The sequence below is a fragment of the Atribacter laminatus genome (assembly GCF_015775515.1).
GTDB lineage: Bacteria > Atribacterota > Atribacteria > Atribacterales > Atribacteraceae > Atribacter > Atribacter laminatus.
In genome coordinates this window covers 2,402,095-2,426,879 of the sequence record NZ_CP065383.1, presented here as the reverse complement: position 1 = coordinate 2,426,879, position 24,785 = coordinate 2,402,095, and the positions used below count along the sequence as shown (strand labels likewise).

The window sequence follows — 24,785 nt, the reverse complement described above, 5'->3', positions numbered from 1 at the left end:
TTTTCCCGATTGCTTTTCATATAATTTAAAATCTGGATTTCCTGAAGGAAGTGAACCAAATGAAAAGAATGGCAATTTTGGTTTATTTGTTCATGACTATTTGGATAATAGCGGACTATTCTACTCCAGGAGAAACAATAGAAAAACCAACTCAAATAAATCAAGAGGATTCTCAGTTGTTTGAAACCTTCAGTAGTCAAACCACATCAGTAGTACTACACCCAGAAAATTTTTCCTATTTAGGCGCTTTTCGTCTTCCCGATGATGGCGATAGACCGAACACCTTTGCCTATGGTGGGGAGGCAATGACTTTTAATCCATCTGGCGATCCCAATGGTCCGAGTGATGGCTTCCCAGGATCTTTATTTGTCATGGGTCATAATCGAATACCTTATGGAGAATTGCCTGACGGGAATAAAGTTGCCGAAATCAATATCCCAGTACCGATGAAATCTAATTTAGTTACTCATCTCAACCAGGCTGAGTTTCTCCAACCTTTTTTGAATATTGATACTGGTTTTTTTTCCAACTTGGATGAAATACCTCGAGTTGGTATGCAATATCTTGATAATCCAGCGACTGGCCCAATTATCCACATTACCTGGGGCCAACATTTTCAAGAAGATTCAGCTTTTATGGTCCCTTCTCAGGCATGGTTTGCCACTGATTTGTCATCTCCGAATATGCAGGGTTCTTGGTATATTGGGAATCAATCATTTTACAGCACTAATGATTATCTTTTTGAGATTCCACTTGAGTGGGCAAAACAATACTTGGGAGGTTTACCTCTTGCTACCGGACGTTTCCGAGATGGTGGATGGTCAGGCATGGGACCTTGCTTATTTGCTTATTGCCCTTGGATTGATGACTATGGAACACCTGCTGATTCAGGATCGCGATTGGAGGAAAAAGTATTGTTACTATATGAGAGCTCTTTAAACACCCCCGATGTCACCCGGTGTTTGAATGGTTATCAACATGGTGATGAATGGACAGGTGGGGCTTGGATCACAACCCAATCAGGGAAAAGCGCAGTTCTTTTTGCAGGGACCAAATCCTGCGGTGATCTTTATTGGTATGGTTACCTCCATCCTGATGGACCGGAATACGCCTGTGTAGAAAAAGAGTTTATCGGTCAGTTTACTCTTTGCCGATTGGCTGATGGGACTCCCTACCCCGATGAGCGTTCGGCAGTATGTTCCAATCCTACTTCTAATCGAGGATGGTGGAGTTCCCGTTTCAATGCTCGTTTTATTCTTTATGATCCAATGGATTTAGCAAAAGTTGCTACTGGAGAACTTGAATCTTACCAGCCTCAACCTTATGCATTCCTGGATATTGATGATCATCTCTTTCTCAATCCAACGGGAATCGAACTGGAAATGTTAGGACTTGGAGTCCAGCGTCGTTACCGCCTTGGTGATATAACTTACGATCGAGCCAATGGTCTCCTTTATGTTCTCGAGTTATTTGCCGATGAAGCTAAGCCAGTTGTCCATGTATGGCAAATAAAATAGAGATATCGTCTATTTGTTCAGTTTGTTGAGAAAAAGGAATTGATAGATAAGTGATGTATATTACTTTCTCTATCTCAGTATTTTCCATTTTTTGAATTATTTTGTCTATAATAAGGAAAAAATTTGGATTATAAAAATAAAATCGCTTTACTAGGCCGTATTTAGACTCTCTTATTATTTGACATTTAACTAAAAAGTTAGTAATATAATGATCACCACGGATTCTGAGGTACTGAATGCCGGAGGATGGAAAAAAGAATCTTTTATCCTGAAGGAAAGAGATTCGAAGTCTTTCTGAGAAGAAAGATGGCAGTTCTCTCCTGAAACGCTAAGGATGAGTGAGTGGCCATTAAACACCTTAGCGGGAAGAAGGTATAAAGTTCGTTAGAGTCCGTGGCTTTTTTATTTCAAGGTTTGGTGTCAATTATCCTCTTAGTAAGTACCTTTCCTCTTCATAATTAACGAGCGACTTCTTACCAATGAGACGATTTATCCATTAAAACTATTTTCGGTTATAGAAAATCAAGCCCTTAAAAAGTATTTAAAGTCCAAGGATTATAACCTAATAATTGGGTGTTTTGGATTTATCAAAGATTGCATATAAAAGATAGAAGAAAAGGAATTAAAAATCGGAAAGAAAAAGTGGTGCGCCCGAGAGGATTTGAACCTCCAACCTTTGGCTCCGGAGGCCGACGCTCTGTCCAATTGAGCTACGGGCGCTTATTTCGTTTATCGTCCAGAAAACAAACGTAAGGAAAGATATTCCGGAAGTCCTGCAGCGATGATTTTATCGGCTGCCCGCTGGATATTATACCGAATTCGATTGATTTTGACTATACTTGTCTCGGTATCATAGAGAGCAAAAGAGGCTTGGGGATTCCCATCGCGAGGTTGACCGACGCTTCCCGGATTAATCAAGTAGCGTTTTTGGGACTGAAGTTGAATCTCTCCTCCTTCGGGAAATTGGGGATGTAAAACCTTCCCTTCGTGGAAGAGAAAGGCTTCAGCAACATGAGTGTGACCAAAAAAACAAGTTTGAAAGTCATGACTATTGAATATTTCCCGAGCATTTTCGACCATATCTACATATTCTTCTAAGGGCTTTCTTAAACTCCCATGAACCCAATGAGCATTAACAAATCCTGATACGACTTGAGGTATTTTTTGAAAAAAGCTCTGGGTATAAATGGAGATTTGATTTTTGGTCCAAAATAGCGCATCAGCAGCTAAGGAATTAAACCAGGTTATAGGAAGGATTCCAACACAGGCAGCGTCATGATTTCCTAAAATAGTATCGGCTCTTTGTTTTATAATCCACTGAGCACAACGTTCTGGTTCTGCACCGTAACCGACAATATCTCCCAGAACAACCAGACTATCAACACTATTTAGCTGGAGCGATACTGCTTCTAATGCATCAAAATTTCCATGAATATCAGCTAAGATGGCAATTTTCATATATCAGTCCCACCCCTCTTTAAATAATCAAGCTATTCTATCGCTCTCTTAAAAGAGAGGGATAGATTGTGGTGTGTCTTTAAGCAAAAGATAAAGATGTGAAAATAGGTGCCCCCTCACCCTGACCCTGACCCTCTTTGTACGAACGGGGACATAGGTTACACTTTAGTCTAAGGACATAGGTAACACTTTTTAATCATCTTGAATCTCCGTTGATTCAAAAGTAAGGGTCTTTTTATCAATTATACCAATATCATAGGTAGAGAAACTAACTAACCAGGAATGAGTATAGTCTTTGAATCCGAGAAGTTCACCAGCAAAGACTTTACTGATTCTGATCAGACGGTTGCCATAAAGAGAAATCCGTCCTGAGGAATCGACTTTACGAGTGAGCGTATGATGAGGATATTCACAATCACTTAAGGTTTTTGGATAGGGCCGGTCACTTTTGTGGTACCAGGAAGCTGGGGTTTCTTGGTTGATTGCTTCATGGGGTCGTACGGTGTTATAGATGGTTTTAAAGGTTTCAAAGCGGTCTTGTTGGGTGAAAAGATTGGTGGCTGGTTTTTGACAGGCCTCTTCTTTTAAGGTGCGGTGCATCCGTTCATGACGGCTATTTTGTTCTGGATGTCCCGGATCAATGCGCTCTAAGATGATGCCGAGTTTCACTAACCACACCGAGAGTTGAGTGAGTCCAAAGGGAGAGTGAAGAGAAGCAAAGGGACTCCCGTTATCACTGCGGATCACCTGGGGAAGACCATATGTGGAAAAGCACTCTTTGAAGACCGGAAGGGATTCTTGAATGCTGGGAGAGGAAAGAGCTTCACAGGCAAGGAGATACCGGCTATAGTGATCGGTGATGGTTAAAGGATAACAGTATTTCCGATCTTGGGTTCGAAATTGTCCTTTAAAGTCGACACACCAGATCTCATTGGGTTCATGGCTGGTTCGAAGTTGACTGGTTGGCACACTTCTTCTCAATCGACGAGGGTGTGATCTCACCAGTCCATGGCGAGATAAGATGGCACTGATGGTACTGATTGCTGGAAAGACAATATCGGGATACTGTCTTTCCAAGGCGGGCTTGAGCTTTTTAGCTCCCCAACTGGGATGCTTGAATTTGGTATCCAGAATCATTTGCTCGGTCAGGGCATCAGTTTGACCCGCCAGGTGATGAGGACGTCGGGATTGATCTTTAAGTCCATCCAAACCAAAGGCTTGAAAACGATGAATAAACTTATAGGCGGTTTTTCGAGAGATTCCATATTCTCGACACAAATCTGTCACCTTTTCCTTGTTGAGATAACGATAAATCAATTCTTGTCTGAGATCCACTTTGTGTACCTCCGTCCATGGCATAAGGCATTCCTCCTTATGCCAGTAGTATACAAAGTGTTACCTATGTGTCAGGAACTTTCTGTTACCTATGTGTCCGGATCATACCCTTCCACCAAGGGGCGAGCGAAAAAAAGAAGTTTAACCTCTCCCATGAAGAGGTGAGGAAAAAAGCTCCCTCTTAAGAAAAAAGGTTAGGGGGATTTGAAAGAATTGGGAAAAATCGAATCCCGAACCATTTTCCTTTTTCCAAAGGGAGAAGAATAAAAAAGATTAAACTCAAGAGATTGCCACGTCGCTTCGCTCCTCGCAATGACGAATCAGAGTTCCTTCTCCCTTGATGGGAGAAGGTGAGGATGAGGGTGAAAGTTCAGAATGAGATTATGGTTGATTGTTATAAAAAAGTAACATTAAAAAACATTCTGTATTTTCAGGATAGACCGTCATGCTGCTTTGCAGCACCAGATGAGGATGAAAATGCCTATCTAAATCCGTCATTGCGAGGAGCGTCTTGTGCGACGTGGCAATCTCTACCATCCACTTAGTCATTCTGAGAAGTCCGGTGTTTTTGCCGGACGACGTAAGAATCTCATCATTTAAAGTATTTATGAAGAAAAAACTTAAAAGATGAGATCCTCACGCCCTCAAAAAGCGAGGGCTCAGGATGACCGATTAAAGGCACACCCCCCTTTATCCCCCCTCAATGGGGGAATTTATAAGATGGTATTTTCAGAATAGACCTTCATGCTGCTTTCGCAGCACCAGATGAATATGAAAATAAGTTGCCCCCTCACCTTAGCCCTCTCCCACCGAGGGGCGAGGGAAAAAAGAACAAAAGAATTCAGAGTTCCTTCTCCCTTGATGGGAGAAGGTCAGGATGAGGGTGAAAGCCCAGGATGAGATCCTGGTAAGTTACTCAATATGAGTTACCTATAAAAAATCATTCTGGTATTTTCAGGATAGAAGAGTTAGTGCTTGATTCGCATGATGCTAGTGATGGCTCCCCGAGCTAATTCGTCAAGTTTAAAGTTAATATATTTAATAGTCTCTTCCAAATTCGGAATCAAAACATACTCGAGAGCATTCACTCTCCGGCGGGTCTTTTCGATTTCGACAGCTAATAGCTCAATAGTTTTTTCGGCATCGGCTAATTTTATCATGAGCGGTAAAACCCGAAAGAAAGAACTGAATGCTTCATCTAATTCAGCAGGAGTATTGATCAAACCATAGGCATAGGGATTCCCCTCGAGATAGACTTCAAAATGAGGAACTCTTACGCCGGTGATATGACGGGTACTGACATCAAGAATAACTTTTTGTTGAGTCATGGTGGTGACTAATTCTTTATCTTGTTCGGAAAGCATGAGCGATGCCTTGTTCTGGGCTTCGAAGGCTTTAATGATATCTTTTTCAACTTCTTGCCGTAGGTTGCGATTTTCACGGATTATTTTCACAAAATCCTGAACTAAGGCATCAAGTTTATCCTTGAGAAGTTTATGGCCACGCCTGGCCATAGCCAGGCGATTTTTAAGCTTCATTAATTCCATCCGGTTCGGATTGACGTTCAGTCTCACTCTCAATCCTCCTGTTGAGTCAGAACTGATGATTCTGATGATTCAGATTCATAGTATTTTTCGATAAAAGCATCCCGAACTCGCTTCAATTCCTCTTTTGGAAGCATTCTGAGTAATTCCCAACCAATATTCAAAGTTTCATCGATACTGCGGTTTTCATATTCTCCCTGTTTGACAAATTTCGCTTCAAATTCTTCGGCGAATTTCATATAAATCCTGTCGATATCGGTGAGTGATGCTTCACCCAGAATGGTTGCCAATTCAACCGCCTCACGACCTCGGGCATAAGCAGCGAAAAGCTGATTTGCCAGATCGGAATGGTCTTCACGAGTTTTATCCTTACCAATACCTTTATCTCGTAAACGAGATAAAGATGGAAGAACGTCGATCGGCGGATAAATGCCCTTTCGGAAAAGCTGGCGACTAACAATAATTTGACCCTCGGTAATGTATCCGGTAAGGTCAGGAATAGGATGAGTTTTATCATCTTCTGGCATGGTGAGAATAGGAATTTGAGTAATTGAACCCTTTTTCCCTCGAATACGACCGGCTCTTTCATACATAGTCGCTAAGTCGGTGTAGAGATATCCTGGATAACCCCGGCGTCCCGGCACTTCTCTTCGAGCGGCAGAAATTTCACGCAGAGCCTCACAGTAATTGGTCATATCGGTCAGAATAACCAATACTTGCATATCCATGGTAAAAGCCAGATATTCAGCAGCTGTCAAAGCCATACGGGGAGTAATGATTCGCTCGACTGCCGGGTCATTGGCTAAATTGATAAAAAGAACTGATCGTTCAATGGCACCGGTATTACGGAGCTCAGAAATAAAGTAGTTGGCTTCTTCAAAAGTAATTCCTAAAGCGCCAAAAACCACCGCAAAGGTTTCAGCTTCTCCTAAAACTTTAGCCTGTCGAGCGATTTGAGCGGCTAAACGAGCATGAGGAAGTCCAGAACCAGAAAATATCGGAAGTTTTTGTCCTCTGACTAAAGTATTCAGTCCATCGATGGCTGATACTCCGGTTTGGATGAAGTCGATGGGATAATCTCGAGCTACTGGGTTCATCGGGTTCCCGTTGATATCTAAGCGAGCATCAGGGAAAATCTCGGGCCCGTTATCGATGGGAAAACCAGAACCATTAAAGATTCTTCCCAAAATGTCAGGTGACACCGGTAACTCCATAACCCGTCCTAAAAATTTTACTCGAGTTTGGCCAATACCGATTCCTTCAGTTCCTTCAAAAACTTGAACCAGAGCTTGATTGCTACTGGTCATGAGCACCTGACCCCTCTTACGAGATCCATCCTGGAGTTCAATCTCAACAATTTCCATATAGCGAGCATCAGTAACTTGTTCAATGGTTAATAGGGGGCCGTTAACTTCAGATATGGTTAAATATTCTTTATACATTGCTTTCAACCTCCCCCCTCATTTTGGCTTTTACTTGATCTTGGATTTCTCCAATTAAATTTTCTAATTTTGATAATTCCTCTTCGGGGACAAACTTCATTCGGGCTATTCGTTCACGAGCCGGTATAGCAAGGATTTCTTTTAGAGAATATCCCTGATCAAGAGCTTTCATGCCCTCTTGGTAATAAACCAAAATCACTTTCATCATCAAGTATTGCTTTCGTAAGGTAGTAAAGGTATCGATTTCTACAAAAGCATTCTGCTGTAAGAAGTCTTCCCGAATAGAACGGGTAATTTCTAAAACAAAACGCTCTTTGAATGAGAGCGATTCCACGCCTACCAGACGAACAATTTCATCCAATTCGGCTTCCTGCTGGAGAAGTCGCAAGGCTTCACTGCGCAGCTGGGCAAAATCAGGAGCAACATTTTGTTTCCAGTAAGCTTCTAAGTTCTGAACATAAATTGAATAACTTTGCAACCAGTTGATTGAAGGAAAATGCCGTTTATAAGCCAGTTTATCTTCTAATCCCCAAAACACTTGTACAACCCGAAGAGTATTTTGGGTGACTGGTTCGGATAGGTCTCCACCTGGAGGTGAAACTGCTCCAATAACACTGAGTGACCCGTAACGATCATCAGAACCTTGGCATTTAACTTTTCCAGCTCTTTCATAGAAACTGGCAATTCGACTTCCTAAGTAAGCAGGGAAACCTTCGTCTCCGGGCATTTCTTCTAAGCGTCCGGAGATTTCTCGCATGGCTTCTGCCCATCGAGATGTGGAGTCTGCCATCAAGGCTACGTTGTAACCCATGTCTCGGTAATACTCAGCGATAGTAATTCCAGTATAAACCGAGGCTTCACGAGCAGCAACCGGCATGTTCGAAGTATTGGCAATCAATACCGTTCTTTTCATCAAGGGTTCACCGGTATAGGGATCGATTAGCTCGGGGAATTCCATTAAAACATCGGTCATCTCGTTTCCCCGTTCTCCACATCCAATGAAGATGATGACATCGGCATTAGCCCATTTAGCCAGCTGATGTTGAACAACGGTTTTTCCACTTCCAAAGGGTCCTGGAATACAAGCGACTCCTCCCTTGGCGATAGGAAAGAAAAGGTCAATAACTCGCTGTCCGGTGATAAGAGGTTCTCCTAAAATAAGCTTATTAGCAAAGGGGCGACCAGTCCGAACCGGCCATCGTTGCAACATGGTAATTGAATACTCCTCTCCTTCATCGGTTTGGATGGTGGCTAGTGGTTCGATAACTGTAAAAGACCCAGCTTTTATTTCAGCTAAGGTTCCTGAGATCCCTGGAGGAACCATAATTTTATGATTAATAGTTGTACTCTCCTGGGTTTCACCTAAAATGTCACCAGCTTGAACTCGGGTTCCTTCTTTAACCAGAGGTTTGAAGTCCCACTTTTTACTCCGATTAAGAGCTGGTTCCTCTACTCCTCGGGCGATAAAGTTTCCAGAGGACTGTAAGATGACTTCAAGAGGTCGCTGGGTTCCATCAAAAATGTTGGAAATTAAACCAGGCCCGAGTTCGACACTCAAAGGTTCATGGGTCGTCTCAACCGGTTCTCCAGGCTGGAGGCCAGCGGTTTCTTCGTAGACCTGAATAGTAACATCTTCATTGTGTATTCCAATAATTTCACCGACCAATTTTTTCGTTCCAACTTTAACCATATCATACATTTTGGCATTGGAAAGATTTTGAGCAATGACTACCGGGCCGTTAATGCTCAATATGAATCCGTTCGTTTCTTTTTGCACGTTCATCATTCCTCTCCCTGAAGCATAATATTACTCCCAATCGCCATTTCAACCAAATGAGAAATATATTTTGATCCTTGTCCCATTTCATTTGGGTTAGTTGGAATTCCCAATATGGCTGGCAGGGCTTCAGAGCGTATGTCTTCAAATTGTTTTTTTATTTGATTGTAAAATTTCCATTCGGAAAAAATCATTGAGTATCTTTCTCTTCTCAAAATAGGTAGAATATTATTCAAAGCTTCAAAAGAATTTACTGAGAATACATCAAATCCCATTCCTCGAAAGCAAAGAGAATTCTCTTCTCCACCAACAAAGGCAACTTTTACCTTACTCATAGTAACACTCTCGCAGTTTACTTTTTATTTCATTCTCGCTGATTTGGAAATACTTTCCGTGCAAAATGATCCTCAGGTTTCGAACATCGGTAAATTTTGCATAGAGAAATCCAAATACCGGTTCAGGTCCAAATGCCTGAATGCGGTAAGGACGAAGAAATTTCATGAGGTAATTATCCATGTTTTTCTCCATCTCGGATAGAAACCGTGGATCATTTTTATACTCAACATCATGGGGCAGAAGTTCTCGAAATCCATGATGAATGATGGTTTCTGTAACTTTTTCATCAGTACCGGTAACAATTTCAGCTAAATCTTCGAAGCGAACATAGGGGTTTTCCCAATATATTGATCGAAAGAGATCAATTTTGGTTTGTTGAAATTTTGCTCGTATCGCGGATCGAAGGTAAGCAAATATAAAATAAGCAATCAACCAATTTTTGATTACTCTGCTCTCACAATTATCAGCCAAAGCTTTTACTTCCATCAAAAAAGCCCGATCCATTAGATTTTCGATAACCTGAGCATTATGGACATTTTCATATCCAGTTAGTGCAGCATCTATGGCTTTTCGATAGACGTCATCAAGATATTCATTTCTTTCACCAGAGATGAAACGAAGGGCGCGTTTCCACTCAAAACTTGCAGGATACTCAGTGTCATTGGGAGATTTTGTGAGATGTCGTTTAATGATCAACTTCAGGTCATTGAAATCATAAATCATTTGAAAAAAAAGCCCTACTGGTACTGTTGCTTGGTCTTTAAGGATTTCATTGAGAGTTTCCCAAAAATGCTCAGTCAAAGCTTTATCTATTGAACTAGGATTTTTAACTGCATTTTGGAGCACTTCATTTATATAGGGAAGCTCCGACAAAACTCGAATTGCTTGTTCAAGGTCTTCGGCTTTTAAAGCATTCTCCAGCAAACGATTGTTAAGAAGACCTCGTTCCAAAGCACGAATTCTTCCTATAATATAAGTATAAGCAGTAGCGTTTACTGGACAGTTTTTCATTTGAATTGTTGTCATTTCTTTATTCCTTTGAAGAGCATTTGTGATATTTGACTTTCATTTTGACGGAAGGTGTCTTCTAAAAGAGAATTTAAACTCAGGTTTAGAACCATACCACCCTTTTTTAGTAACAACCCACTATCAATTTCCTGGGTCAGTCCACCATAACGAAAGGAAGTTTTATTTTCTTGATTGAGTTGTTTGACAAATTTTTCTCCCAAGGAATCAGCTTCATTAGAAGCCATAAGGATTATTTCATCCTTTGATGTTGAATGATTTAAAATAATTTTCGTGTACCATTTTTCTGGAGATTGGGTAATTTTTTTGGAAAAAGCAGCAGCAACTTCGGACCTTACTTTTTGAAAAGCATCAGACTTAATTTTGCCGATAATGCTTCTCCCTTTTAATTTGGCTTCGGCGAGCATGCGTTGAACCAACAGTTGAGATTCTTTTGTCCGCTGCTGGACAAGCCGTTCGCTTTCCTGGCTAATTTCCATATTGGCTTTTTCCAGTATTTTTTCGGCTTCCAGGCGAGCATTTTGCAAGATAGCTTTTTGTCGTCTCTGGGCTTCTTGTTCGATTTTAATTAAAATATCTTCGAAAGACATAACCAATCGCCTCTACAACTGAACAGAGTTAAGGAGCAGAATGGTAGCTAGTAATGCCAAAACTGCGTAGGTTTCTACCATAGCAGGGAGAATAATCGCTTTCCCGGTTTCTTCCGGTCTCTTGGCAATTAAACCAATACAGGCAGCGGATGTTTTCCCCTGTGAAATTCCTGAGATTAAACCAACAATAGCAATAGGAAGACAAGCAAACAAGATCTGCAATCCCTGAGCGGAAGTAACGGCAACCGGTGTTCCACCAAAAAGACCAAGTTTTAAAAGTACCCAGAATCCAGAAAGTAATCCATAAATACCCTGAGTTCCAGGAAGAGCCTGCAGAAGAAGAACCTGTCCAAATTTGCTCGGATCTTCAGTCATTATTCCTGCTCCGGCTTCTCCGGCAATCCCAACTCCTTTAGCTGACCCTATTCCTGCTAATCCAATTGCGAGGGCTGAACCTAATAAAGCAAATGCAACTCCATCAATGAACATAATTCGAACGACCTCCCTTAATAGCCCGGTTGTTCTTACCGGATGGTTTTATATCGATTTAGAAAATCATGAAAACCAAAAGATCAAGTTTAGTCTTCAGTAAATTTTATGTACTTGGTTTTATAATAAAGGGGCTGAAAGGGTTTTCCACCGTTTTCGTAAAATTTAGTGAAAAACTCCACATAGTTTAAACGTGCTGAATGGACGAAAGCCCCTAATCCGCTCATTAGGATATTAAAAACGGAAAACCCGACAAAGATGATTATCCAAATAATCCACCCAACAAAAGGTGAAGAACCAAACAAACCGGCAATAGTCCGACCCAACATAGCAATAATAGTTGTGGTCAGTCCCAGTGCAAACAATCGAGAATAAGACAACACATCTCCAAGATAAGAGGTAATGTTATAAAGACTATATAGGCCGGATAACACTTTCATAATTGGATTTTTCTTTTTTCTTCCCTGAGTTCCAACCAAAAAAAGAGCTGTAGCAATTAGGAACCAAAGCCCAAAAGTTTTTAGATTTGGAAGAAGAGCCATAGTAAGGATATAAATAGCTATGGATAAAATAAATAGAAACCAGCTCAAATGATCAAAGATGGCTTCCTGATATTTTTTTCTTTTCCATTCTTTGGTAAAAGCCACCAGTAGTCCAATTAAAACCTGAAAAATCCCGATAACAATAGAAACAATAATCATAGGAAGTGGATTATTTAAAGGATTGATAATAACTAATTTATTTTTTAAAACAGTCAAAAAACTCAAGAATGGTGGGAGGTAATCAAAGGTATCCCCCATCCATGATCCGGTTATTACTCCGAATATTAATGATGCGATTCCTCCCCAAGCCAACATTCGGAAAAAACGCTTTGAGGAGTCAGGCATTTGAATAAAGTTAGGCGCCATAAAGCCAATCAAAGCGACAATGAGTCCATAAATAGCATCACCCAGACAAATACCAAAAAAAATGAAGAAAAAGACTGCAACAAAAGGTGTAGGATCAATCTCGGTATAGTTTGGTAATCCATAGAGATTGGTTAGAACATCGAAGTTTTGTGACCAGGGACCATTTTCCAATGCAATCGGAACGTCTTCTCCGGGTTCAGGATCTCTTTGAGAAATCACCCATTCCTTACCGATTGATTTCATTCTTTCTTCAATTGCCGGTATGGTTTCTTCAATCGCCCAACCGGTAATCAAACTGACATCATGGGTTTTGAAGATTTGGGCTTCAGAATTTCGCCGCTCCAATACGGTTGAATAATAATCAAGGGTTATTTTTAATTCCGGTTCATGCTTTAATAGAGAAACGGCTTCTTCTTCGACGCCATTTCGTTCTTTCTCTAATTTTTGAATTTTCTTTTCAACTGATTGGATAGCATCTTTTGGTGTTCCCTCAAAAGCCTGGGGAAGAGAAAGAACACTGATTGATTCCTCAGTGAAAATGGATTCTAATGGCTCTATTAGGTCTTGATGAACGATGAGGAAAGCAAAACAATTTCTCTCTTTCCCTGGAAATTTTTGAAGGGAATATTCTTTACCAATTTGATCTAAACGATTTTGAAGCAACGGACATTGGGCTTCATTCATTTCGAGAAGATAACTTTTTACATAGCGAGTTGTTCCAATATCTTCCAAGGCAATTGAAAGGTTTTCAATTCGATTCAAAAATTCCAGTTGTGTATAGAGACGGTTCATCGAAGTACGGATAGTGTTGAGTTGTTCTTCAATGGATTGACAATTTTTATATATTTGACTATGATCAAATACCTTGTCAAGAAACTCGCTTTTTTTAATGGGAATGGGTGCAGGAAAAAAGCTTTCTAAGAAAGGTTGTTTTTCAGTACGATATTTATTCATGAATTCAAGACAATAACGTGTCTCGTTCATATTTCGTTCAATATCTTCTGAATGGAACTCCTCGAGAGGGTCATCATTTTTTAACTCTTGATGGCTCGTGATTTGTAAAACTCCCATATCCTGGAGTATATCAAAAGTTTCGTCGTGAAGAGATCGGTGAATGAGGATCTCTACCTTTTTCATATTCCTAATTGCCATATTCTTGCCACACCTTTTCCAGAAGGTAATTTACAACCTGAGGTATTCTCTGAGAAATTTCCTTTTGCAAAACTTCGGCTTCTTCTTTATAGGTTTTGAGGATTTTATCAACTTCATCTTCGGCTTCTTTGAGCAGATGATTTTTGTTTTCCTCGGCTTTCTTTTCAGCATTCATGAGAGCTTGAGCATGATTTTGCTCAATCAACTTCTCGTTCTCAAGAAGCAATTGATTCGCTTGTCTTTGTGCTTCTTTTAATTCTTTTTCTTTCAGGTTTTCGATTTCACGTATTTTATCAAGGTCATTGGCAATCAATCTATATCCCTCCCGGGGAAAATAAACTTGGACTATATTAACAAATGAATTTAGGTTTTTCAACCAGATAAATAAATATTCAGAACCCCTATTTTATCATATTTTATTGAAATTGAGGAATTGAAAAGGATGAGATTCTCACGTCGCACAAGACGCTCCTCAGAATGGTAGAGTGGGTGGATGAAATTGCCACACCGTAAAGGATGCTCCTCGTAATGACGGAGCAGGAAAATATTCAGATCCCCCTACCCTCTTTTCTAAAGGAAAAACCTTTTTCTCGCCCCTTCTTGGGAGAGGGTCAGGGTAAGGGGGCATCATTTCCACCCTCAACCGGTGCCACTAAAGTGACACGAAGTTTTATGATAAACTATGTTAAAATATGAAAGAAAAAAAAATATTATACTGTGGAGGGCATTCTATGTCAAAAGCAATCATCATTTACTATACCCGTTCTGGAACAACCAGAAAAATGGCAGAAACCATATCCGAGGAACTCCAGAAAAGGAAAATTACCGTCAATTTAATGACTTCAGATCAAGTAGAGATTAATAACCTAGTCAATTATGACCTGATCATCATTGGGACGCCAACTTACTATGGAACCATGGCAGCAGAAATTAAAAAGCTTTTAGATAACAGCATCCGCTTACATGGCCGATTGGATGGCAAGTTGGGTGGTGCCTTTTCTTCTTCGGCGAATGCTGCCGGAGGAAATGAAACCGCAATTCTCTCTGTTCTCTCGGCTCTCCTCATTCATGGAATGCTGGTCAAAGGGATGGCGGAAGGAAGCCACTACGGACCAGTTGCTATTAAATCTTTTGATGACCGGGCAGAAAAAGAATGCCGTTCCTACGCCAATCAGCTGGCGGATTTTTTAAATGCTTAAAAGATATAAGGTGCATTATTGATCTGAGGAATTTTCTTCTAAGATAAATTTTCCTAAACCCTTATCGGGTATTACTGGATAGTCACCGTTGAAGCAGGCAAAACAAAAGTTTTCACCTGGTTTGGATACGCTCTTTTTGAGACCATCGATGTCAATATAACGGAGGCTATCCAAACCAAGGAATTGCCTTATTTCTTCCTGGTTCATGCGGCAGGCAATGAGCTCTTCTCGGGTTGGAAAATCAATTCCGTAGTAACAGGGATGACAGTGAGGAGGTGAAGTAACCCGCATGTGAACTTCCTTCACTCCGGCGTTCTTGAGCGTTTTGATCCTCTCTCTCGAGGTATTCCCTCTCACAATAGAATCTTCCAGAATAATTATCTTTTTTCCTTTTAAAAGGCTCTTCATGGGATTGAGTTTCAGCTTCACTGCAAGATTACGGTTTTCTCGCCCCGGACGGATAAAAGTCCTTCCGACATAAGGGTTTCGAATCATTCCCAGTTCAAAAGGGATTTTTGATCTTTCCGAAAACCCCAATGCTGCATAGATACCTGAATCGGGAACCGGGATAACCATATCGGCATCATGTTCTTCTCTCTCGGCAAGGACACATCCCATTTTTTTCCGAGCTGAATAGACACTTTCACCAAAAATGATGCTATCTGGTCGAGCAAAGTAAATGAGTTCAAAAATACAAAAAGCTTTTCGATGGGAATGGGCATAAAAAAGAGATCGCGGACCGTTTTCATCGATTATCAGCATCTCGCCGGGTTCGATTTCTCGAATGAATTGAGCCCCGATGATATCAAAAGCACAACTTTCCGAACTAATCAAGTAACCTCCGTCTATCTTACCCAAAGCTAAAGGCCGAAAACCCCAGGGATCACGGACGGCAATAATCTTTTTCTCGGTCATTATTCCCAGGGAAAAAGCTCCTCGGATTTCCCATAATGCTTCTTTGACTGCATCTTCAAATCCATCGAAAGAACTTTGGGCAATCAGGTGGAGAATCATTTCAGTATCCATAGTTGATTGGAGAACTGCTCCCTGGTAACCTAATTTTTTCCAAAGTGTGTTGGTATTGGCAAGGTTTCCGTTGTGAGCGATAGAGACATTGCCAAAACGACAATCTCCAATAAAAGGCTGGATGTTTCTTAAGGATGATGATCCTGTGGTGGAATAACGAACGTGCCCGAGTCCAATAGAACCGGTTAGCTTTTTTAGTATATCTCCTTGAAAAACTTCTGAAACCAACCCCATTCCTTTGTGTTCTCTAACACCATGTTGGTCGGAGATAACCATACCAGCACTTTCTTGACCCCGGTGCTGAAGGGAGTATAATCCATGAAATATTAATTCAGCAGCATTTTTTACTCCATAAGCGGCAAATATTCCGCATTTCTCTCCGGTCATAGATTCCTCCACTTAAAGATAGTCATGATTTATTAACCTACCATCCGGTATCTTGGTTTTTTGAAGTCTCGAAAACTCTTCTTTAAACATGATGAGAGGTGAATAGTGCGAATCTCACCCTCATCATCACCTTCTCCCATCGAGGGAGAAGGAATCAAAAAGTCGTTCTCCTTGGTCTTTATTGCGCTCGATTAATGTAGCGACATGCCATGGCATGTCGAATCTTGGGTTTTGATCCTCATCTTATACTGCAAAACATCATGAGGACCTATCCTTAAAACCAACTGCCATGATATATCAAGCCCCTACAAAAGAATTTTAAAAAGGTGCCATCCTGAGCGGTGCTTTCCCGCGTGAGGATCTCATCTTTTAATTATTTTTAAAAAAATTCACTAAATGAGATTGCCACGTCGCATAGGACGCTCCTCGCAATGACGGAGTGGATGGATGAGATTCTCACGTCGCATAGGACGCTCCTCGCAATGACGGAGTGGATGGATGAGATTCTCACGTCGCATAGGACGCTCCTCGCAATGACTGAGCAGGAAAAAAAATCGAATCCCCCTAACCCCCTTTGCTAAAGGGGGAAATCATTCCTGGGTACCAATTTTCTTCATCATCTGGCGCTGCCATGCAGCACGATGGTCTATCCCGAAAAAACACGGGCATGATAAGTCAAGCCCCTACAAAAGAATATAAAATCGTAGGGGTACAATGCATCGTGCCCATTCTTTAATAAATGTAGCGACATGCCATGGCATGTCGAATCTTGGGTTTTCATCCTCACATCTGGTGCCGGTATCCGATATGGATGTTTATATAGAAAATATACGGATATAATAAATCAACTACAAAGTTCGATACCAGGCTTTCCACAAATCTTCTATAGAAACTGAAATCAGTAATTGCTGATTATTATAAATGGTTATATTCTTTCCAGTCACTTTCCCGATAACAAAAAAGGGAAGCGTATTTGTTCGAGCCAGCTTTTCCAAAGGAGCAATATTTTCAGGTTTACAGGTAATCAGAGCGCGTCCACAGCTTTCTCCAAACAGCAATGCATCCAAACGTATATTGGGTAAATTTCCAATATCGATCAAACATCCTTTCTTCTCCTGACCACAAACACATCCTTCGCCGAGAGCGCAAGCCAAGCCGCCCTCGCTTAGATCAGAAGATGATTGAACTAACCCTTGTCGAACTGCTTCGATTAAAAATTCTTGAAGGTTTTTTTCAGCCGGTAAATCAATTTGTGGAACCGGTCCAAATTCCTGCTGGTGAATCACACGTAAATATTCACTTCCGCCTATTTCATTTCGGGTTTCACCGAGTAAAACGATCAAATCGTCATTCTCTTTAAAAGCGGCATTAACCGCTGTTTGAACATCTTCGATAATACCAATCATGCCGATGGTTGGGGTTGGATGAATAGGACCGGTTGGGCTTTCATTGTAAAAGGAAACGTTGCCGCTCACAACCGGAAGGTTAAAAAATTTACAAGCGTCACTTATTCCCTTGACTGCTTCAATAAATTGCCAATAACGATCGGGCTTCTGCGGATTCCCAAAATTTAAGCAGTCGGTTATGCCGGCTGGTTGAGCTCCACAAGCAGCCAAGTTACGAGCCGCTTCAGCAACGGCAATTTGCGAGCCCCGGTAAGGATCGAGGTAGCAAAATACTGGATTACAATCAGTGGTAACGGCAATCCCCCAGGGAAGATTTTTGACCCGAAGGATAACCGTTCCGGTTCCAGGCAGTATTGAAGTATTAATTTGAACCATGTGATCGTATTGCTCAAAAACCGAATGACGAGAACAAAGATTAGGAGAGCCCATTAGCTGGAGCAAAGCATCATTCCAATTATGAGGCAGAGGAAGGTCGTTCCAGTCATATCGATTTACCTTTTCAAGGTAATCTGGTTTATCAGCAGGAGGTGTATAAACCGGAGGTTTGGTTAATTCTTGAGCGGGAATATCAGCAACAATTTGACCATTTAATTCGATGGTGATTTTATCCCCGTCAACTACCTCTCCGACCACAACCGCTTCTAAGCCCCATTTATGAAAAATTTGAAGCACTGAATCTTCGTATCCTCTTTTTACACAGAGAAGCATGCGTTCTTGAGACTCAGACATCATGATTTCCCAGGGTTCCATAGCTTCTTCGCGAACCGGAATACGATCAAGATATATTTTGATTCCACTTTTCCCAGCAGCAGCCATTTCACTGGATGAACAAGTTAATCCAGCAGCGCCCATATCTTTAATTCCGACCAAGAATCCGGTTGACAGAGCTTCCATAGTAGCTTCAATGAGACACTTCTCAGTAAAGGGATCCCCAATTTGAACGCTGGGGCGTTTCTCGTCTTGTCCGCTGAATTCCTGGGACGCTAAAATACTACACCCTCCAATGCCATCCCGGCCGGTCCGGTTCCCAGCATAGATAATGAGATTTCCTTCCCCTTTAGCCCAAGATTTTGCCAATCGATCTTGAGAAGCTATTCCAATGCTCATCACGTTAACCAGGCAGTTACCTTGGAAAGAAGGATGAAAATAGAGTTCGCCAGCAACAGTTGGGACACCGACGCAATTCCCATAAAAAGCAATTCCGTCTACAACACCTTTAAAAATAAAATGAGAACGGGCGTTATCCAAAGGACCGAAATGGAGAGAATCAAGGCAAGCTATGGGGCGAGCACCGCTTCCAAAAATATCACGAATAATTCCCCCAATACCGGTCGCTGCTCCTTGGCGGGGCTCGACCTGGGAAGGATGATTATGGCTTTCCATTTTAAATACCACTGCCTGTCCTTGATAGACAATTCCGCCGGCATCTTCACCGACCAAAACCGGGAATTTTCCTTTCCGTGGAAAGAGTTCAAACCACCGACGAGAATGCGGGTAGCCACAATGTTCTGACCATTCGACCGAAAACATCGCCAGTTCCGTTGGAGTTGGTGGTCTTCGTAGTATATCAAGTATTCTTTGGTATTCTTCGTCGCGGAGCCCTAATCCACGGGCTACTTGGATTTGTTCATTGTCTTGCATGATGATTTTCCTCCCACCATTGAATAATCGAGAGAAATATTCTTTTTCCGTCATGAGAACCCAATACTGCTTCTGATGACCTTTCGGGATGTGGCATCATCCCCAGAACATTTTGGGAAGAAGAAATTATCCCGGCAATTGAGTCAATCGACCCATTCGGGTTGGTTCCATGATTGATTTGTCCGTTCATATCACAATAACGAAAAATGATTTGACGGTTTTTTTGAAGATTAGATAGAGAAGAATGAGGAATAAAGTAATTTCCCTGATGATGAGCGATAGGAATTGAGATGACTTCTCCCGGGTAAAAGAGCCGGGTAAAAGGCGTATCGGTGTTTTCAACTCGCAGGTGAACATGACGACAAATGAAGTGTCCCTTCTGGTTGGGAAGCAAGGCACCTGGCAGGAGTTGACTTTCGACTAAGATTTGAAATCCATTACAGATCCCAACGACTAATCCTCCCGATTCAATAAAATTTCGAATTGATTCCATGACCGGTGAAAAACGGGCAATAGCACCAGTACGTAAATAATCGCCATAGCTAAACCCTCCAGGAAGGACAATACAATCGCATTCTTTAAGGTCATGGCTTTCATGCCAAAGCATTTCTGTTTCTTGGCCGAGAACTACGGAAAGGACGTGTTGACAATCATAATCGCAATTAGACCCAGGAAAAACCACTATACCAAATTTCATTGGAGGCTCCTTAGTTATCAGAGGGTTCGACGGTGAAGTGAAAATTTTCAATTACCGGATTAGCCAGCAATTGGTCACACATCTCTTCCAAACGTTTTTGAGCGGTATCCAGGTTGTTTGAATCAAGATTGATTTCGAAATACTTCCCAGTTTTAACCTCGTCAGTTTCTTGGTATCCAAGGGAATGGAGTGCACTTTTAATGGTTACTCCTTGTGGATCAAAAACCCCTGGCTTCAAGGTGATAACAATTTTTCCTCTGAACCTCATGATAGCCTCCTTAAAAGTTTAATTTTCATATTCACGATAGGGGTTTACCTCTCGAAGGATATTCATAATGTCGTCAGCAATTCGATGAATTTGATCCTCAGGAAAGGCATGAAGACGGATGACAATTGACGCGGTGATAAAATCCAAATCTTTTCCTATTCGAGAATACGCAGCAGTATTGAGACCCTTTTCTCGTAATCTTTTATCAAAATGATCACAAATATTTCCGGCTTTTTTGTAGAGAGAAGGCCAATTGTTAACATCTTCATCAGCGAAAACAAAACCGATCTCGGCAGTTTCTTCTCGACCTCGAATCAAAGCGAAATCCCCGAATTCATAATGATCTTCAATATAACGACGAAACTCTTTGGCTTTGGTTAATTGAATAAAAAACACCTCTTTTCAGAGGTATTATACCCTTTTTTTTCTTCCTTACCAGAGGATAATTAATAATGAGCATTTATTCGTGACCTGAAAAAGAAATAATAATTTGTAGTCTTTTCGTATTCATTTTCTTCGTTTAACCGTGAACCAGCTTAATACCAGTAATTTTTCCCTCTCTCCTGTCTTTTTACCAATCAGGAGAGAGGATGTTTTTTTAATAGTTTTACTCGTTTAAGCGGCCAGCTCGGAAAGCAGTGAGGTAGTTCATGCAATATTCATCGCGGCCCATCAAAGCCTCGCTCGCAAAAAGTATACCCATGAGTTTATCATCCAAAGGATCAATAATTGCGGCGTGAAGGCCAAAACCTATACTCAACGCTAAAAAGGAGCGATTGATAAGGCGACGATTAGGCATTCCAAAGGAAATATTACTGAGACCACAGACGGTTCTCACTCCAGGATAGGTTTGTGGGATTGCCTGGAGGGTTTCTAAAAACAATCTCCCCTGATTTTGATCGGTACCGATTGGTACTACCAGTGGATCGATAAAAAGATGCTCTCGTGGAATAGAATATTCATCAACGGCTTTAACTAAAGTCTCTACTAATTTCATTCGTTCTTCAACCGACTGCGGGATTCCTCCCTCACCCATCGCCAACCCAACAACCAAAGCATCGTATTTCTTCACAATTGGAAGCAAGGCTTTGATTCGATTTTCTTCAGCGGTGAATGAGTTAATCATTACCTCTTTTTTGTTATAGACGGTGAGGGCTTCCTCTAAAGCTTGATCATTAGCGGAATCTAAGCATAATGGAATTTCAACGTCATCTTGAATAGACCCGACCAGCCATTTCAGATCAGCAACTTCCTTAGTGGCTTCGGTGCCAGCATTGACATCAATAAAAGCTGCTCCGGCTTTTTCTTGCTTTTGAGCTTCATGAACAAAAAACTCCCGATCCTTTTTCTCCAGTGCTTCCCGGATGGATTTTCGGGTAGCGTTGATTCTTTCGGCGACTATGATCATAATTCCACCTCCTCTTTCGAAAGGGTTACGTTGAGTTTATCACTTAATAATTTTGCTAAATAAAATGATCCAGCTATAACTAAGGGCAAGTGAAATTCATTAGCATATTGAAGGGCTCTCTTAAAAGCTTGGTAGGGATCATTGATAACTTCATAATGAGGAATATGAAGTGCAAAGAAATGAACAATATCAGCTGGAAAAGCGGCTTTCGGATTAAAAGGTGTGGTTAAAATGACTTGAGAGTCAATTTGAGAAAGTTCTTGAGCAATTCCTGGAAAGTCTTTTCCATTTAAAAAACCTAAAAGGAAGACAGCTTTTCTTATCCCCAAATAATCTCTTAAGGTATGGCATAATGTGGCAAATGAAGCCTGGTTATGGGCGACATCAAATACTGTCATGGGTGATGAATGAATTATTTGAATTCGACCGGGCCAAACTGCTTCATTGAGAAGGTTTTGGAGCTGTTGATTGGATGGTGAATACCCTAAATGCTCGGCACTAAGCAAGGCAGTGAGAAAATTTTCAACCTGTTGATCACCTAACAGCGGTAGTGAAAAAATCCCTTCTCGACCAGACTTTGATTGCAACTCAAAAACTGATCCTTTTTCACTCCGGTTGTGAATTCGGTATGAGTAATTCTCCTCAAGAGGTAATACTGGAACCCGGAGGTTTTCAGCAATTTGTAATATGGTATTCTTGGCTTGTTTTTTTTCCTGTAATCCTAAAATCAGAGGAATATGAGGACGGAGAATTCCAGCTTTTTCTCGAGCAATTTGAGGGATGGTTTCTCCTAAAATTTCAGTATGGTCATAGCTTATCGGGGTGATAACGGTAAGGATTGGATTGGCTACATTGGTCGCATCTAAACGACCTCCTAAACCGACTTCCATGATCGAATAATCGGCATTTCTTTTTTTAAAGTATTGGAAAGCCAGGGCAACCGAAACTTCGAAATAAGTAGGCTTTCCATAAAGTGAATATTTTTCCATATGGTCAATAATAGGAAAAATTTCTGTTACCAACCGAGCTAACTCTTCTGGTTGTATGAGTTCTCCATTAAATCGCAAACGTTCTCGAAAGGTAAGAAGATGCGGTTTAATATACAATCCGCATTTCTTTTGCTGAGACGCTAAAATTCGTTCCAAATAATAACAAGTGCTTCCCTTTCCTTTGGTGCCAGCAACCAATATTACCGGTGAATGGATATCGGGGTGTTCAAGGAGAGTCATGAATTCTCTCATCCGATCGAGCTTGAGGTCAGAATAAGAAAAATCAGTTTTTTCATAATTAATTAAGGAATAGAGAGCTTGAATGCTTTCTTGGAAATTCATAAAATAGCCTCCGTCAATACTCTTCTGGTATATTCTGGAGTTGCTGGTAGGTAAATACCGGACCGTCTTTACAGACATAATAGGGTCCGATATTGCATCGACCACATTTTCCCAATCCACATTTCATTCTCATTTCCAGTGTGGTAATAATATCGGGAGGTTGAAAACCCATTTCCAATAACGCCTTGATAGTAAATTTAATCATAATCGGAGGGCCACAGATGATGGACTTCCACTCTAAAGGATTCACCTGAATGTTTTCCTTAAGTACATTAGGAACCAAACCAACCGTACTCTTCCATTGGTCATCTCCTCGGTCAACGGTAAGTAAAAAGGTAATGTCATCTCGCATTTGCCATTTTTTGAGTTCCCATTTAAAAACCAGATCCTGTGGTGAACGTGCTCCATAAAGAATGATTACTTTTTTAAATTGATTTCGTTTTTCGGTATCTAAAACGTAGTTTATTAAAGAACGAAGCGGTGCTAATCCGATGCCACCGGCAATGAAGAGCAGGTTTTGTCCGGTGAGGTCCGAAATGGGAAAAGTATTCCCATAAGGACCTCGGATACCCAAACGATCGTTGGAATTAAGGCGATGAATGGCAGAGGTTACCAAGCCAGTTCTTTTAATGCTAAATTCCAGAATCCCTTTTTGGGTTGGTGAGGACGTGATGGAAATTGGGGCTTCTCCTACCCCTGGTACAAAAAGTTCAGCAAATTGCCCAGGGAGATGGGAAGAATTTTCACCTTCTAAGTCAAGACGAAAGGTTTTGATGTCGGAAGTCTCCGGGATGATTTCCATAATTCGAAAGAGACGTGGAAGATAAATGTTTTTATTTTCAAGATCGATTGCCAATTTTTTTTACCATCCTTTCAACGGCTTCCCGAATGTTCCAGTTCACCGGACAAATTTCGATGCATTTTCCACAACCAACACATCCGTAGCGTCCTTCCTCTCGAAGAGGAAAATAAGAAAACTTATGGAGAACTCTCTGTCGGACTCTTTCTTTGAAAGTAGGTCGGGGATTATGTCCCGAGGCATGAAGGGTGAACTTGGGAAACATACATGAATCCCAGGTTTTAAGTTGAAAACCCTTTAAACGTCCTTCAGCATTCATATCAAAGCACTGACAGGTTGGACAGAGATAAGTACAGGCTCCACAATTCAAGCACTTCCAACTCAAATCTTCCCATTCTTGGTCTTCAAAGAGGTCATAAAGTCCCTGAGGGACCTCTTCAGGAAGCTTCTCCTGATTGGTTTTCTCTTTCATCTGTTTTCGTAAAACTTCGATTTCTTCCTTCTCAGATTTATTCAGTGTAGTTCCTTTTTTCATGATATCAAATTGCTCTGATTGGTTGGTTTCAAGATAATATTCATCATGAAAGGGAAGAATAAAGAGAGCATCGGGATGGGTCCAATAAGGATTTCCACCCACTAAGTGGCAAAAACAGGTCGGTTCGGGATTTATACATCCTATGATGACCATTTTTAGTCCTTGGCGACGAGCTGCATATCCACTTTCGGTTTCTGATGGTTGGAGAAAGACTCGATCAAGAACTTCATATATGGCTCGGGCTTCACAGGGAAGAGCCATCAGGAATCGGGGTGAAGCTGATGGCTGGATATTCTCAACATTCCATTGTTGATTTTCCCAATGATAATTGAAAAGTTTGTCCCAGGGGAGGAAAAGGGCTTCTTTAATATTTTTTATTTCTTTTGATTGATCGCATAAAAGCTCTGGTTGGTGATGAGCCACCTTTTCGGTGACTAAAAAGTTTTTTTGATGGGTTCTTAGCCACTGAATGAGATCATTTTTGGTCACTTTTCCGGAATTCATAGCCATTACC

General features: G+C 41.1%; 22 protein-coding genes and 1 tRNA gene. 2 read left to right on the top strand and 21 right to left on the bottom strand.

The window, feature by feature from the left end; translation table 11 throughout:
* Positions 1-59: 59 nt before the first annotated feature.
* Entirely contained in the window at positions 60-1,517 is a 1,458-nt protein-coding gene (locus RT761_RS10940) for a hypothetical protein (RefSeq protein ID WP_218111459.1), read from the top strand.
* Between the two features lie 643 nt (positions 1,518-2,160).
* Here the strand turns inward: RT761_RS10940 and RT761_RS10935 are convergent.
* From RT761_RS10935 to RT761_RS10880, 12 genes are all read right to left on the bottom strand, one after another.
* Positions 2,161-2,237, bottom strand: a tRNA-Arg gene (locus RT761_RS10935).
* Between the two features lie 9 nt (positions 2,238-2,246).
* Positions 2,247-2,975: a metallophosphoesterase family protein gene (locus RT761_RS10930; protein WP_218111458.1), complete on the bottom strand. Its 729-nt coding sequence runs from the start codon at positions 2,973-2,975 to the stop codon at positions 2,247-2,249.
* A 192-nt stretch (positions 2,976-3,167) separates the two neighbouring features.
* On the bottom strand, positions 3,168-4,334 hold the full coding sequence (locus RT761_RS10925) for an IS481 family transposase (protein ID WP_218110800.1): 1,167 nt from the start codon (positions 4,332-4,334) through the stop codon (positions 3,168-3,170).
* Positions 4,335-5,278: 944 nt separating this feature from the next.
* Positions 5,279-5,884: a V-type ATP synthase subunit D gene (locus tag RT761_RS10920; RefSeq protein ID WP_218111457.1), complete on the bottom strand. Its 606-nt coding sequence runs from the start codon at positions 5,882-5,884 to the stop codon at positions 5,279-5,281.
* A gap of 2 nt (positions 5,885-5,886) precedes the next feature.
* Positions 5,887-7,296, bottom strand: coding sequence for a V-type ATP synthase subunit B (locus tag RT761_RS10915; protein ID WP_218111456.1), 1,410 nt, complete (start codon positions 7,294-7,296; stop codon positions 5,887-5,889).
* The gene (locus tag RT761_RS10910) at positions 7,289-9,073 is read right to left on the bottom strand and encodes a V-type ATP synthase subunit A (protein WP_246465133.1); all 1,785 of its coding nucleotides are present in this window, start codon (positions 9,071-9,073) and stop codon (positions 7,289-7,291) included. The genes RT761_RS10915 and RT761_RS10910 overlap by 8 nt, the downstream gene beginning before the upstream one ends.
* Positions 9,074-9,078: 5 nt before the next feature.
* Positions 9,079-9,408: a V-type ATP synthase subunit F gene (locus RT761_RS10905; protein WP_218111454.1), complete on the bottom strand. Its 330-nt coding sequence runs from the start codon at positions 9,406-9,408 to the stop codon at positions 9,079-9,081.
* Positions 9,401-10,435, bottom strand: a complete 1,035-nt coding sequence (locus RT761_RS10900) for a V-type ATPase subunit (RefSeq protein ID WP_218111453.1) — start codon at positions 10,433-10,435, stop codon at positions 9,401-9,403. The genes RT761_RS10905 and RT761_RS10900 overlap by 8 nt, the downstream gene beginning before the upstream one ends.
* A complete protein-coding gene (locus tag RT761_RS10895) occupies positions 10,432-11,025 on the bottom strand; it encodes a V-type ATP synthase subunit E (protein WP_218111452.1) in 594 nt (197 codons plus the stop codon). The genes RT761_RS10900 and RT761_RS10895 overlap by 4 nt, the downstream gene beginning before the upstream one ends.
* A gap of 12 nt (positions 11,026-11,037) precedes the next feature.
* Positions 11,038-11,514, bottom strand: coding sequence for a V-type ATP synthase subunit K (locus RT761_RS10890; RefSeq protein WP_218111451.1), 477 nt, complete (start codon positions 11,512-11,514; stop codon positions 11,038-11,040).
* 89 nt (positions 11,515-11,603) lie between these two features.
* Complete coding sequence (locus RT761_RS10885) at positions 11,604-13,574, bottom strand: V-type ATP synthase subunit I (RefSeq protein ID WP_218111450.1); 1,971 nt, start codon at positions 13,572-13,574, stop codon at positions 11,604-11,606.
* A complete protein-coding gene (locus RT761_RS10880; protein ID WP_218111449.1) occupies positions 13,564-13,887 on the bottom strand; it encodes a hypothetical protein in 324 nt (107 codons plus the stop codon). Before RT761_RS10880 ends, RT761_RS10885 begins: the two co-directional genes overlap by 11 nt.
* Before the next feature lie 418 nt (positions 13,888-14,305).
* On the opposite strand from RT761_RS10880, the gene RT761_RS10875 reads away from it, so the two are divergent.
* Positions 14,306-14,773: a flavodoxin family protein gene (locus RT761_RS10875; RefSeq protein WP_218111448.1), complete on the top strand. Its 468-nt coding sequence runs from the start codon at positions 14,306-14,308 to the stop codon at positions 14,771-14,773.
* A 15-nt stretch (positions 14,774-14,788) separates the two neighbouring features.
* Here the strand turns inward: RT761_RS10875 and purF are convergent, their stop codons facing one another.
* From purF to RT761_RS10830, 9 genes are all read right to left on the bottom strand, one after another.
* Entirely contained in the window at positions 14,789-16,186 is a 1,398-nt protein-coding gene (gene purF, locus RT761_RS10870; protein ID WP_218111447.1) for an amidophosphoribosyltransferase, read from the bottom strand.
* Positions 16,187-17,034: 848 nt separating this feature from the next.
* The gene (gene purL / locus RT761_RS10865; RefSeq protein ID WP_218111446.1) at positions 17,035-19,233 is read right to left on the bottom strand and encodes a phosphoribosylformylglycinamidine synthase subunit PurL; all 2,199 of its coding nucleotides are present in this window, start codon (positions 19,231-19,233) and stop codon (positions 17,035-17,037) included.
* Positions 19,220-19,930, bottom strand: a complete 711-nt coding sequence (purQ, locus tag RT761_RS10860; RefSeq protein WP_218111445.1) for a phosphoribosylformylglycinamidine synthase subunit PurQ — start codon at positions 19,928-19,930, stop codon at positions 19,220-19,222. Before purQ ends, purL begins: the two co-directional genes overlap by 14 nt.
* Before the next feature lie 10 nt (positions 19,931-19,940).
* A complete protein-coding gene (gene purS / locus RT761_RS10855; RefSeq protein ID WP_218111444.1) occupies positions 19,941-20,198 on the bottom strand; it encodes a phosphoribosylformylglycinamidine synthase subunit PurS in 258 nt (85 codons plus the stop codon).
* Between the two features lie 18 nt (positions 20,199-20,216).
* Positions 20,217-20,594, bottom strand: coding sequence for a hypothetical protein (locus RT761_RS10850; protein ID WP_218111443.1), 378 nt, complete (start codon positions 20,592-20,594; stop codon positions 20,217-20,219).
* 211 nt (positions 20,595-20,805) lie between these two features.
* The gene (locus RT761_RS10845) at positions 20,806-21,606 is read right to left on the bottom strand and encodes a dihydropteroate synthase (RefSeq protein ID WP_218111442.1); all 801 of its coding nucleotides are present in this window, start codon (positions 21,604-21,606) and stop codon (positions 20,806-20,808) included.
* Positions 21,603-22,937 (bottom strand): bifunctional folylpolyglutamate synthase/dihydrofolate synthase, encoded by a 1,335-nt coding sequence (locus tag RT761_RS10840; protein ID WP_218111441.1) that lies wholly within the window; start codon positions 22,935-22,937, stop codon positions 21,603-21,605. Before RT761_RS10840 ends, RT761_RS10845 begins: the two co-directional genes overlap by 4 nt.
* A 13-nt stretch (positions 22,938-22,950) precedes the next feature.
* A complete protein-coding gene (locus tag RT761_RS10835; RefSeq protein WP_218111440.1) occupies positions 22,951-23,793 on the bottom strand; it encodes an FAD/NAD(P)-binding protein in 843 nt (280 codons plus the stop codon).
* A complete protein-coding gene (locus RT761_RS10830; protein ID WP_218111439.1) occupies positions 23,777-24,775 on the bottom strand; it encodes a 4Fe-4S dicluster domain-containing protein in 999 nt (332 codons plus the stop codon). Before RT761_RS10830 ends, RT761_RS10835 begins: the two co-directional genes overlap by 17 nt.
* Positions 24,776-24,785: the final 10 nt, after the last annotated feature.